Source organism: Flavobacterium sp. GW821-FHT11G01 (assembly GCF_058808175.1).
In genome coordinates this window covers 58,902-71,610 of sequence record NZ_JBXARK010000003.1, presented here as the reverse complement: position 1 = coordinate 71,610, position 12,709 = coordinate 58,902, and the positions used below count along the sequence as shown (strand labels likewise).

15 protein-coding genes are annotated in these 12,709 nt (G+C 32.7%); 2 read left to right on the top strand and 13 right to left on the bottom strand.

Going from position 1 to position 12,709, the window contains the following annotated elements; all coding sequences use genetic code 11:
* Positions 1-22: 22 nt before the first annotated feature.
* From serB to AC1RRN_RS07330, 7 genes are all read right to left on the bottom strand, one after another.
* Complete coding sequence (gene serB / locus AC1RRN_RS07360) at positions 23-1,252, bottom strand: phosphoserine phosphatase SerB (RefSeq protein ID WP_492966687.1); 1,230 nt, start codon at positions 1,250-1,252, stop codon at positions 23-25.
* Positions 1,253-1,396: 144 nt separating this feature from the next.
* Positions 1,397-1,855 carry a VOC family protein gene (locus tag AC1RRN_RS07355; RefSeq protein ID WP_492966686.1) on the bottom strand — a complete coding sequence of 153 codons (459 nt, stop codon included), beginning with the start codon at positions 1,853-1,855 and terminating at the stop codon, positions 1,397-1,399.
* 53 nt (positions 1,856-1,908) lie between these two features.
* On the bottom strand, positions 1,909-2,355 hold the full coding sequence (locus AC1RRN_RS07350) for an SRPBCC domain-containing protein (protein ID WP_492966685.1): 447 nt from the start codon (positions 2,353-2,355) through the stop codon (positions 1,909-1,911).
* 2 nt (positions 2,356-2,357) lie between these two features.
* Positions 2,358-2,765, bottom strand: a complete 408-nt coding sequence (locus AC1RRN_RS07345) for a VOC family protein (protein ID WP_492966684.1) — start codon at positions 2,763-2,765, stop codon at positions 2,358-2,360.
* A 105-nt stretch (positions 2,766-2,870) separates the two neighbouring features.
* A complete protein-coding gene (locus AC1RRN_RS07340; protein WP_492966683.1) occupies positions 2,871-3,275 on the bottom strand; it encodes an SRPBCC family protein in 405 nt (134 codons plus the stop codon).
* A 23-nt stretch (positions 3,276-3,298) separates the two neighbouring features.
* Entirely contained in the window at positions 3,299-3,709 is a 411-nt protein-coding gene (locus AC1RRN_RS07335; protein WP_492966682.1) for an SRPBCC domain-containing protein, read from the bottom strand.
* A gap of 18 nt (positions 3,710-3,727) precedes the next feature.
* Entirely contained in the window at positions 3,728-4,147 is a 420-nt protein-coding gene (locus AC1RRN_RS07330) for a VOC family protein (protein ID WP_492966681.1), read from the bottom strand.
* A gap of 130 nt (positions 4,148-4,277) precedes the next feature.
* Between AC1RRN_RS07330 and AC1RRN_RS07325 the strand changes: the two genes are divergently transcribed.
* On the top strand, positions 4,278-5,243 hold the full coding sequence (locus tag AC1RRN_RS07325) for a GlxA family transcriptional regulator (RefSeq protein ID WP_492966680.1): 966 nt from the start codon (positions 4,278-4,280) through the stop codon (positions 5,241-5,243).
* A gap of 220 nt (positions 5,244-5,463) precedes the next feature.
* Here AC1RRN_RS07325 and AC1RRN_RS07320 read toward each other — a convergent pair whose 3' ends face one another.
* From AC1RRN_RS07320 to AC1RRN_RS07295, 6 genes are all read right to left on the bottom strand, one after another.
* Positions 5,464-6,141: a murein L,D-transpeptidase catalytic domain-containing protein gene (locus AC1RRN_RS07320; protein ID WP_492966679.1), complete on the bottom strand. Its 678-nt coding sequence runs from the start codon at positions 6,139-6,141 to the stop codon at positions 5,464-5,466.
* 108 nt (positions 6,142-6,249) lie between these two features.
* Positions 6,250-7,482 (bottom strand): ATP-dependent Clp protease ATP-binding subunit ClpX, encoded by a 1,233-nt coding sequence (gene clpX, locus AC1RRN_RS07315; protein ID WP_310298740.1) that lies wholly within the window; start codon positions 7,480-7,482, stop codon positions 6,250-6,252.
* Positions 7,483-7,646: 164 nt separating this feature from the next.
* The gene (gene clpP / locus AC1RRN_RS07310) at positions 7,647-8,321 is read right to left on the bottom strand and encodes an ATP-dependent Clp endopeptidase proteolytic subunit ClpP (RefSeq protein ID WP_072975431.1); all 675 of its coding nucleotides are present in this window, start codon (positions 8,319-8,321) and stop codon (positions 7,647-7,649) included.
* A 317-nt stretch (positions 8,322-8,638) separates the two neighbouring features.
* Entirely contained in the window at positions 8,639-9,961 is a 1,323-nt protein-coding gene (locus tag AC1RRN_RS07305; RefSeq protein ID WP_492966678.1) for a trigger factor, read from the bottom strand.
* 116 nt (positions 9,962-10,077) lie between these two features.
* A complete protein-coding gene (locus AC1RRN_RS07300) occupies positions 10,078-10,422 on the bottom strand; it encodes a phage holin family protein (RefSeq protein ID WP_492966677.1) in 345 nt (114 codons plus the stop codon).
* 49 nt (positions 10,423-10,471) lie between these two features.
* Entirely contained in the window at positions 10,472-11,236 is a 765-nt protein-coding gene (locus tag AC1RRN_RS07295) for an alpha/beta fold hydrolase (RefSeq protein WP_492966676.1), read from the bottom strand.
* A 219-nt stretch (positions 11,237-11,455) separates the two neighbouring features.
* Here AC1RRN_RS07295 and AC1RRN_RS07290 point away from each other — a divergent pair, with 219 nt between their 5' ends.
* Positions 11,456-12,577: a M12 family metallopeptidase gene (locus AC1RRN_RS07290; protein ID WP_492966675.1), complete on the top strand. Its 1,122-nt coding sequence runs from the start codon at positions 11,456-11,458 to the stop codon at positions 12,575-12,577.
* Positions 12,578-12,709: the final 132 nt, after the last annotated feature.

The window sequence follows — 12,709 nt, the reverse complement described above, 5'->3', positions numbered from 1 at the left end:
TCGAAATGACAAAATAATGAAATTACATCATATCGATATATCTGTCATGATATCCTAAAAGATATAAAACTCCGTCAAGTCCTAAACTTGAAATCGAGGTTGAAGCGCTTTCTTTTACTTTTGGTTTGGCGTGGAAAGCGATTCCGAGGCCGGCTAAGTTTAACATTGGCAAATCGTTTGCACCGTCACCAACTGCAATCGTTTGGTTGATGTGAATACCTTCTTTTTCTGCAATGGCTTTTAAGTGTTCGGCTTTCTTTAAACCATCAACAATATCGCCTATATATTTTCCGGTTAGTTTACCGTCTTTAATTTCTAGTTGATTGGCATGAACATAATCAATACCTAATTCTTTTTGCAGATATTCTCCAAAATAGGTGAATCCTCCTGATAGAATTGCGGTTTTATAACCGTAATATTTTAAGGCTTTCATTAAACGATGTGCCCCTTGTGTTATTGGTAAATTTTCTGCTACTTTTTGCAAAACTTCTTCACTCAAACCTTCAAGCAAAGCCATACGTTGTTTGAAACTTTCGTTGAAATCAATTTCGCCATTCATTGCAGATTCGGTGATTGCTCTTACCTGATCGCCTACTCCATTCAGTTCTGCCAATTCGTCGATTACTTCTGTCTGTATTAAAGTAGAATCCATATCGAAGCAAACCAAACGGCGGTTTCTTCTGTAAATATTGTCTTCCTGGAAAGAAATATCGACATTTAGAGTTCTTGAAATCTCCATAAAACTGGCTGTCATCATAATCTTATCTACAATCTCGCCAGTTACAGATAATTGGATACAAGAACGCGGATATTCTTCCAGATCAACAACAGAAGTTCTGCCTGTTAATCGAATAATTGAATCGATATTAAGGTTTTGGTCTGACATAATTTTAGTTACTGCTGCTAATTGTGAAGCTGCCAGTTTTTCGCCTAAAATATTAATGATGTAGCGTTGTTTTGATTGTGATTTTACCCACTTTTCATAATCTTCAATAGAAATTGGAATAAACTTTACCTTTATTTCTAATTCGTAAGCTTTAAACAATAAGTCTTTTAAAACAGGTGCAGAACTTGAGCCTGCCTCGATTTCGAATAAAATTCCTAAAGAAAGTGTGTCATGAATATCAGCCTGTCCGATATCTAAAATATTAGCATCATACGTCGCCAATACAGCTGTTAAACCTGCCGTAACTCCTATTTTATCGTGTCCTGAAACTTTTAATAAAATAATTTCTTTATCTTCTATTGCCATTTTATGCTTATTGTTTTGAAGCGACAAAAATCGGCAATCTATTGTTGATAAAAAAGAATAATGCTTGTTTTTTTGTAAACAAAAAGCACATAAACATGTGCTTTTTGAATTAATTTAACAAATATGTTCCGCTATCAAAATAACTTAACTATTATATTCTTTATGTGGTTCTGATTCATCAAAATTCACCATCCAACTTACGTCGAATTTGTCTTTGAACATTCCGAAATAAGCTCCCCAAAATGTTTTATTCATTGGCATATAAACTGTTCCTCCAGCTGAAAGTCCGTTAAAAATTCTATCTGCTTCTGCAGTACTTTCAACATTAATGGATACTGAAAAATTTCCTCCAAAAACGACATCGCCAGATTGTTCGTTACTGTCACTTCCCATTAAAATGGTATTTCCAATTGGTAATGAAACGTGCATTATTCTGTTTGCATCTTTCTCTGATACTTCAGGACAGCTTCCGCTTTCGTCTTTTGGCATGTCTTTAAATTTTCCTATATACGGAAATTCTCCTCCAAAAACTGATTTGTAAAATAGAAATGCTTCTTCGCAATTTCCGTTAAAAATTAAATAAGGATTTACTGATGTTGCCATGATATTTTTGTTTTTTGTTATAAATCTATTTTCTTTCTTCTATTCTCTTGACTCTATTTCTCAGAAAGCTCTTTAACTGTTTCCAATCCTTTTGGAAAAGCTTCTTTAAAATAATCAATATATTTTTCGACTACATCAACCTGAGCAACCAAATCAACAAACTCGTCATCTGGTGTTAATCGATAGGTTTCCATTGCGCCGCTCCATTTTTTAGTTTCGTCGTCAATTGGCAATTCTTTAAAGTCTTTTATTTCTCCTAAATGCTTAAAAGCCATATATTCATTTGGAATTTTCTTTTCGATAATACTATTCATTCCTTCTCCGTTTGGAGACATGAAATGAATTTTATCTCCTTCATTCCAATCACTTACAGCGTAAGATCCTTCGCAAAAAGCTCCTGTCCATTTTTTATACGTTTCGTCGTTCCATAAAACCGACCAAACTTTTTCTGCTGAAGCTTTGATTCTAATTTTAAATTCTAATGTTTCAATTGTTTCCATAACTATGATAATTTACTAAAATCCATATATAAAACATTCCAGCGATGACCGTCTAAATCTGCAAAAGCACAGCCATACATCCAGCCTTGGCTTTCGGCTGGGAGAGCAAAAACATTCCCTCCTGCTTCTGCTGCTTTTTTTGCCAATTCATCGACTTCTTCTTTGCTTTCTGCATCAATCGAAATCAGAATTTCTGAACTCGTTTGTGTATCGGTCAATTTGTTTTGAGAAAAACTGGCAAATAATGACTCTTCAAAAAGCATTACAACAAATTTTCCTTCGCCAACAACCATACAAGTTGAACTTGGCGTATCATGTTCTTCATTAAAATCAAAACCTATTTTCGAAAAAAAAGCTTTTGATTTTGCTACCTCTTTTACCGGCAAATTCAGCCAAATTTGTTTTGTCATTTTTTTACTGTTTTTCGTTAAACATTTTTTTTGCACGAAGACACTAAGACACAAAGTTCTTCAAAGCCTTTGAACCTCTGTTACTTTGCTCCTTTGAACCTAAAACTAATTAGCTTCTGCGTAACTTTTAAAATTATCCAAAATTGCCTGCCAGCCTCCGCGTTGCATTTCTTCAGGGTTTTGTGTTTCAGGGTCAAAACTTTCGATTACTTCAACTCCGTTTGGTGTTTCTTTGAAAGTTATTTCAACCTTTCTTCCGTCTGCCATAACATATTCAATGGCTTCATTTTGTTTTACCAAAGTATATTCTCCTTCAAAATCAAAACTCATGCTGCCATCTTTTGCCGCCATAGTCGATTTAAATTTTCCGCCTTCTCTCAAATCATTTTCTGCAAAAGGTGTATGCCAATCCGGCGAAGCAAAACTCCATTTTGTAATGTGTTCCGGCAAGGTCCAGAAATTCCAAACTTTCTCTATTGATGTGTTGATTGTGTTTTGTACTGTGATCATTATCTGTTTATTTATTAATTGAATTACGCTTTGAAATTTTCAACATACTCTTTAAAATTCTGAATAACAGCACTGCAAAATTGTTCTTGCATCTCTTTCGAATTTTTTGTTTCTGGTTCAAATGTTTCAGTAAGTTTTACTTCTGTACCATTATTTTCAAAATGAACATTTGCGGTTCTGTCATCTAAAAGTCGGTATTCAATCCATGAAAATTTCTCTATTTTAGTATATATTCCTTCAAAATCAAATCCATCGCTTCCCTCTTTTGCTTCCATTATAAATTTGAATTTTCCGCCCACTTTCAAATCATTTTCTGCATATGGAGTATGCCAATCTGAAAATGGAATATTCCACTTCATAATGTGCTCTGGCGATGTCCATAAATTCCAGACTTTTTCAATTGGTGCATTTATTGTATGTTGAACTTTTATCATTTTATCGATTTAAATTAATTACATTTCAGTCGGATCAGTTGGAATCTGGCTTTCATCCATATAAAAAATCTCCCAATGATGTCCGTCCAAATCAAAAAAATCTCTTTGGTACATCCAGCCATAGTCTTTGGCTTCATTGTGTTGTTTACCGCCAGCCTGGACAACTGCTATCATAATCTCGTCAACCTTATCTCTACTCTCAACAGAAATAGCGGCAATCATTTCTGTACTTGTCGTTGTATCGCAAATTTGTTTTTCAGTAAATGTTTTAAAAAAATCTTCTAACAAAAGCATTGCAAATATATTTTCACCAATTATCAGGCAAGTACCTTTTTCATTTGTGAATTTTGAATCAAACGAAAAACCCAACTGTTTAAAAAATGATATCGACTTATTTAAATCTTTTACAGGAAGATTTAAGAAAATTTTTGTTTTCATATTTATAAAATTACAAATTATTAAAAACAAATTTAAAGTTTAATAACAGGGATTGCATTACAAAAAAAGTCAACTTTAGGGTCATTTAAGACAAAATAATTACATTTGTGTGCATCTTAAATGAAAGATTATGAGCAAAAAAGTAGCTTTAATTGTACCGCATGACTATAAATTATTAAGTATAGCAGCGATTTTGGAAGTTTTTGAAACGGCCAATAAACTAACAAAAGAAACGGAGAAACCTTTTGAAATTATGGTATTTCAATCGGCAGAACAGATCGAACAAAAGCATTTGTTTGGCTATGAAGTGAATTCAATCGAAACTTTTGATAAAAATTTAGAATTGATTTTGATTCCTGCTTTTACTACGGATAATATGAGCGAAATGATTTCGAAGAATAAAAAATTTATTCCGTGGTTACAAAAGCAACATCAATCCGGTGCTGAATTAGCAAGTTTTTGCACTGGTGCGTTTTTGTTTGCCGCTTCAGGATTATTAAACGAAAAATTAGCCACAACACATGTTGACGCCTGCAGTGCTTTTACAAAAGCTTTTCCGTTAGTAAAATTAAAACAAGAAGAAACTTTAACTGCTGATGGAAGCTTATATACCAGCGGAGGATCAACCTCAACATTTCATTTATTGATTCTTTTGGTTCAGAAATACTGCGGAAACGAAATTGCAGTTCAGATTGCCAAAATATTTTCTATTGATTTAAACCGATACAAACAAAGTTACTTTAGCACGTTCAGACCTAATCATTTGCATAACGATACTTTGGTTGCCATGTTGCAACAGAAAATTGAAAATCAATACCACAGCATTGAAAAACTGGAAGAAATCACAAAAGATATTCCGACAAGTGCCAGAAACATGACACGAAGATTTAAACAAGTTACGGGAATTCCTCCAATTGAATATTTACAGAATATAAGAGTTGAGAGTTCTAAAAAATATCTGGAACAAACACAACTTTCGATTTCGGAAATTATTGAAAAAACCGGATATAATGATCCTAAAGCTTTCAGGAAAGTATTTTTCAAAATGGTCGGTATGAAACCTATTGAATATCGCGAAAAATTTAGAGTACAATAAAAAAGTCCCGATTTTAATCGGGACTTTTTAGTTTTATTTTCTATACTTATTTCGCAAAAACTTAATTAGCAAATACAATACATATACAATGATTATTAATCCGATGATATTGATAATTTGCCAAAGAAGTATATGTCCCTCAGAATCTTCAATAGCCTCATTCATAATACAATAATTTAATTGTTATATAATAAAGATACAAAAACCGTATCAATAAAAATTACAACGAAAAGCTGTCAGATTTTATAATCCACATTAAGACATTTTTATTCTGTTTTAAAAGTTTATCAATTTCTGTCATGCTTGCATTAGAAACGGCAGGACAACCCCAACCTTCCGGAGTTCCTTCAGGGTAAACTTCATCGTCCGGAATCGCTTCCCAGGAATGCAAAACGATCGCCCGATTTATTGCATTTGAATTGGTTTTCTCTTTGCCTTGCAATAAATAATTCACTTTAATTCCCCATTGACTTACGCCCCTATCTGAAATAACATATTTTCCGACTGAAGAACAATGTGAATCGAATTCGTTACTTACCGGAGCATTTTCTTTTGAAGAAGTTCTTCCCCACTGATTATCGCCGCAACCATGACTTACTATGTATGAATTTAAAATTTTCTTTTGTTGAAAATCATAAACAAAAAATCTTTTTAGGCCAGAATGCAATCCTAAATCTATCAAAATAAATTTGTTTTGATTTAAATTATTGGTTTTGCAATATCGTTTTGCTTCCTGAAAATATTGGCTATAATCAAGGTCCTTAATTTCATTTCGAGGTTTTTCACTTGGAGAAATTTCTTTTTTGTCTTCAATTTTTACAATATTAGTTTGTGTTTCCTGTTTCTTATTGCAAGAAAACAAGAGCATTAAACTTCCGACAAAAAGTATTTTTTTCATGGTGACAATTTACATAAAAATAGAAACGAAAAACAGTTCAAAAAAAGTATAAAAAAAACCTGTTCAAATAAATGAACAGGTTTTAAATAGTATAAAGGGAATTGCTAATTAAGAAGCAATTTCCATTCTTTTCAATAAGTTTTTACTCAAAGTATGTTTTGCATAATCTTCATCGATTACGAGAACTTTATCATCTGAACTTGGCAATTCATACATGGCGTCAGTTAAAATTGCTTCGCATAACGAACGCAATCCACGAGCTCCTAATTTGTATTCTAAAGCCTTGTCAACAATAAAATCTAATGCTTCATCTGTAATTGTAAACTCAACATCATCCATTAAGAATAATTTTTGATATTGTTTTACCAAAGCATTTTTAGGTTGAGTCAAAATCGCACGCAAAGTTTCCTTATCTAAAGGATCCATGTGTGTCAAAACTGGTAAACGACCAATAATCTCCGGAATCAAACCAAAATCTTTAATATCTTTTGGAATAATATATTGTAATAAGTTGTCTTTGTCAATGTTGTCTACATTTTTAGAAGTAGAATAACCAACTGCCTGACGGTTTAAACGTTTAGAAATAATACGCTCTACTCCATCAAAAGCGCCACCGGCAATAAACAAGATATTTTGAGTATTCACCTCAACAAATTTTTGATCCGGATGTTTACGTCCTCCTTTTGGTGGTACGTTAACAACAGTTCCTTCTAATAATTTCAATAAAGCTTGTTGCACACCTTCACCAGAAACGTCACGTGTTATAGATGGATTATCGCTCTTACGGGCAATTTTATCAATTTCATCAATAAATACGATCCCTCTTTCTGCTTTGGTTACATCGTAATCAGCTGCTTGTAACAGACGAGTCAAAATACTTTCAACATCTTCTCCAACATAACCAGCTTCTGTCAATACAGTTGCATCAACGATAGCCAAAGGAACGTCTAACATTTTTGCGATAGTTTTTGCTACCAATGTTTTTCCGGTTCCGGTTTGACCAACCATAATGATGTTACTTTTTTCAATCTCTACTTCGTCGTCTAATTGCTGTTGCATTAAACGTTTGTAGTGGTTGTAAACCGCAACCGACATTACTTTTTTTGTCTGATCCTGACCAATAACATATTGATCCAGGAAAGCTCTAATTTCTTTTGGTTTCTTTAAAATTAAGTCCCCAACTAATTTTGCGCTTCCGCTTGATTTTAATTCTTCTAATACAATTCCGTGTGCTTGTTCAATACACTTATCACAGATATGTGCATTAATACCAGCAATCAATAAATTAGTTTCTGGCTTCTTTCTTCCACAAAACGAACATTCTAATACTACTTTAGCCATTCTTTTTTAGTTACTAAGCGGCAAAGTTACTAAGTTTTTGAGATTTATCACTAAAACCTCAAAAACTTAGTAACTTATTAACTTATATTTTTGTTTCAAGTTTTATTTTGTTTCAGCTTTCAAGTTAATTATATCAACTTGAAAATGAGACTTGAAACTAAGTTTTATCCTCTTCTTAATACTTCATCAATCATTCCGTATTCTTTCGCTTCGTCAGCTTTCATCCAGTAATCACGCTCACTGTCTTTGTGTACTCTTTCGAAAGTTTGTCCTGAATGTTGAGAAATGATATTGTATAATTCATCTTTCAGTTTCAACATTTCACGTAAGTTGATTTCCATGTCAGTTGCAACACCTTGTGCTCCTCCTGATGGCTGGTGAATCATTACTCTTGAGTGAGGTAAAGCGGAACGTTTTCCTGCAGCGCCTGCACATAATAAAACTGCTCCCATTGAAGCTGCCATACCTGTACAAATTGTCGCTACATCTGGTTTGATGTATTGCATTGTGTCATAAATTCCCAATCCTGCATAAACGCTTCCTCCTGGAGAATTTAGATAAATTTGAATATCTTTTGATGCATCAGCGCTTTCTAAAAATAATAGCTGAGCCTGAACGATATTAGCGATTTGGTCATCGATACCAGTTCCTAAAAAGATAATTCTGTCCATCATTAATCTTGAAAACACATCCAGTTGAGAGACATTTAACTGACGCTCTTCGATAATGTAGGGAGTCATGTTAGTTGGGTTCATCGCAGCTACGATTTTATCGTAATACATTGCGTTTACTCCTTGGTGCTTTGTAGCAAATTTTTTGAATTCTTTACCGTAGTTCATATGTATCTGTTCTAAGTTTACTTTATTTAATGTATATATTCTCCATCAAAGGTTGTACCTATTTCTAAAGAATGTCAATTTGTCTTATTTCTAGCCCAGATAGGAGTGAAAAGCTTTTTGAATTCCGTTTTTTAGTTTTTTTATTCTTGGAAAGCGACTGAAAGAAGCTCTTGCAAGAATAAAAAAAACTTAAACGGAAGAAAAAACTTGTAACGGATAGCTGGATTAGCTCCTGAAAAGTAATCAAAAATAAATTAAAACAAAAGAGCGTCAGGAAAAAAATCCTGACGCTCCAATATACTTTTCTTCTTTAGAAATTATTCTCCGTAAGACGCAGCGATAAATTCTTCGTAAGTTACTTCTTTAGTTGTTGGATTTGCTTTTTCTTTGAACACTTCCAATAATTTTTCAGCAACAACTTGCTCAGAAAGTCTTTTCACTTCTTCCTGGTTAGATAAAACTCTAGCCACGATTCCTTGTACTTCTTCGTCAGTTGGATTTGTTTGTCCAAATTGAGCCATTTGTTGTCTGATAGCGTTTGTTGTAAAAGCTTTCAAATCTTCAAATGTAATTTGGATATTGCTTTGAGCCATTGCTTTTCCTTCGATTAATTGAAAACGTAATCCTTTTTCAGATCTTGCGTATTCAACTTCAGCTTCTTCTGCAGAAAGTTTTTTCTCTCCAACAGTTTGCAACCATTTTTTAAGGAATTCAGCTGGTAAATCAAATTTTGTATTTTCGATCAAGAAATCCTGAACGTCTAATAATAATTTTTGGTCCGCTTGTTGCGCGAATTGAGCTTCAGCATCTTCTTTGATTTTAGCTTTCAAATCTTCTAAAGAAGCTACTTTTCCTTCACCAAAAAGTTTATCAAAAAGCTCTTGATTTAATTCAGCCAATTCAGCACCGTTAATGGCTTCGATAGTAAAGTTTACTTCGATATCTAAACCGTGAACATCATCATGAGCTACTTTTAAGTAATCCATTAATTGGTGATCATCTTCAAATAAACCTTTTGTACTTACAGTAACTACGTCACCAACTTTTTTACCGATGAATTTATCACCTGCTTTTTTGTTGAATGTAGCAACTGAAATAGTAGTTGTATTGTTGATACCTTTTTCTTCGTTTGAGAAAGTTCCTGTCAAATCTGAATCAGCTTCAACTTTATCCTGAGGAATTGCTTTTCCGAATTGTTTTTGGATACGCTCTACTTGTCCGTCGATTAATTTATCATCGGCAGTAACGATATATTTTACGATATTATTTTTTGCTTCTAAATCAATTTCGAAGTTTGGAACCAAACCAATTTCGTATTCGAAAGTTAGTTCTTCAGCATCCCAATCAAAGTTTTCGTTTACTTTAGCAAGAGGAGTTCCTAAAAGATTTAATCTTTCAGATTGAACAAAACGCTCTAAAGCCAAATCAACTACTTTCTTAACTTCTTCTTGCTTAATTGCTTTTCCGTATTGTTTTTCAACAAGGTCTTTAGGAACTTGTCCTTTTCTAAAACCTTTTACAGTAGCCAATGGCATTTTTTCGTTTATTCTTTTTGCTACTTGACCTTTATAATCCATGTGAACAACGTTTAATACAATCGTTTCATTCACAGCGTCTATTGCTACTCTTTTAATATCCATCTTCTTCTTTAATTTACATAATAAAATTGGGTTGCAAAATTATAAAATTTTTGCAACCCAACCAAGTTTTTAATGTATTGTATTTGAAGCGGTTTTTAACCCGCTTTTATTTCAATTTATTTATCGTCTCCTAATATTTTATAAGTAATAGACTGAAGAATAGATAAGATGATACTAAAGAACAAAGCTGTCCAGAATGTATCAACTGCAAAACCTCCTACTATATTAGTACACAACAAAATAATGATAGCGTTAATTACCAATAAAAACAATCCTAAAGTAATGAATGTAACCGGCAATGTCAGGATTACCAAAATTGGTTTTATAAAAAGATTTAATAATCCCAGAACCACTGCAACGATTACAGCCGTGGCAAAACTGGCAACATGAACTCCTGGCAGAAAATTGGCAATTAATAAAACCAGGGCTGCGGTAACAAGAAGTCTGAGTAATAATTTCATAGTTTTTGATTTAAAGTTTTAATAAAAGTACTAAAATTTTTATCAAAAATTACTCTTTTAAAAACTCCGTTGTCATCTCAAAAAACAATTTAGGATTTTCTGCATGAAGCCAATGTCCGGCATTTGGAATTGTTTCGAACTTCACATTTGGGAAATGCTGGCGAATTGCATCAAAATCAGAATCTAAAATATAACCTGAATCCCCTCCTCTAATAAATAAGGTTGGTTTATTGAAAACCAAATCATCTGCCAACGCTTTCCCGATGGCTTCCAGATTATTATTGAAGACCTCTAAATTAAATCTAAAAGCTAATTGCCCAGGTTCTTTCCAATATAAATTCTTCAATAAAAATTGTCGTGTTCCAAAATCCGGAACATATTGCGCAACAATTGCTTCAACATCATTTCGGCTTGGTTTTACAGAAAAATCAACCGCGTTCAAACCTGCCAAAATATCCTGATGATGTTGTTTGTAAAATCTCGGACCTATATCTGCTACAATCAATTTATCTACAATTTCAGAATGAGTCGTTGCAAAAAGCATTGCTACTTTTCCTCCCATCGAATGCCCTAAAATATCTATTTTATTTAATTGATTTGCCTGACAATATTCAAATACATCCTGAACCATCGCTTCATAGCTCCATTCGTCTGAATGAAAACTGCGACCGTGATTTCTTAAATCTAAAATATGAACCTGAAATCCGGCTTCTACATATTGTCCGGCAAGTGTTTTCCAGTTATCAGACATTCCCAGAAAACCATGCATGATAATAAATGGTTTTCCTTCGCCTTCTATTTTTGAGTATAACATTTTTATATTTTGGTTTTTAAAAATATAACACAAAGGTAAAAAACTTATCTATCAATCTAAAATACAATACAATTCATGTTTTATAAATTCATATTAATTTATTAATAAAAAAATTACAATTTTACGGGTTTACGTAAGGTATATAATACACCTTAAATTACCTTGCGACAAATATCAAAAACAAATTTGATGTACTAATTATAAACCTAATCCTAAATCATGATTAAAAAAATCCTTTTAGTATCACTAGTAATTTCTCAAATCTTAACATCCTGCTCCAATAGCGAAGATTTGCCAAATACCCAAATGCAAACATTAAAAGAAGAAGACACAGGCAAGTTCTTTGCTTGTACAACAATAGAGAATCCCGAAAACACTAACATAACATCAAAAGGGCAAGCTATATTTAAAAACAATTACTGGACCACAGGTCAAACTATCAGAATCAGTTTTCAAGCGGGGTCGATTGAACTTCAAAACAAAGTAAAAGAATATGCTAACGAATGGACATCTTATGCTAATTTAAAATTTGAATACGTTGGAATTAACGACGATGCCGATGTTTACATTTATTTTAATGCAGGAAGTAATTACACTTTTGGAAAAAAAATCAACTTTGGACAATTGATCATTCCAAATATTCCTGAAGAAACTTTGAAGTGTATTGTCTTACATGAATTCGGGCATTTACTAGGTCTTCATCACGAACACCAAAATCCTAATGCAAATATCCAATGGAACAAACCAGTTGTTTATGATTATTACGCAAGATTAGGATGGGACAGAGATCAGGTCGATAGTCAAATTTTCAATGCGCTCTCTCCATCACTCTATACAGATTATACAGGATTTGATTCTTCTTCTATAATGAGCTACTCTTTTCCTGCATCTTTTACCACAAATGGTTTTTCAGTGCCTTTTGTTTCAACATTATCAATTACTGACAAAATGTTTATAGCTAAAATGTTCCCATTTCCTATAAAATCAAATTTATTTCCTGGTGACAGAATAACTTCCGGTAATAGAATAACTTCTCCAGATGGTAATTATACTCTTTATATAAGATCACAAAAACTAATACTATATAGCAATACAGAATTTAGAGACTTAGGAGATATTACACCAAATATTAAATTTAGTAATGTAACTTCTTCAAATGTATATCTTGAAGTAAGGGGAAATGTAATATTATTATTCAAAGGAAGTGTTTCTAAAACTATAGGGCCAAATTTACCAGAAATAGGAAATATTGACTACATTACCCTTAATAATTCCGGAATTATCGATGCTATGAAGAATGGTGTTAAAGTATTTTCAGTAAATATGAAAACAAACATATAATGTTTTTTGCTTAAGAATTACTTATTATTTAAAACTAAAAAATCTGGCTAATAGCCAGATTTTTTTTTAAAATTTAAATTCACATGTTTTTATATTGAAACTCTAAAAATTATTCATAAAAACAATTAATCA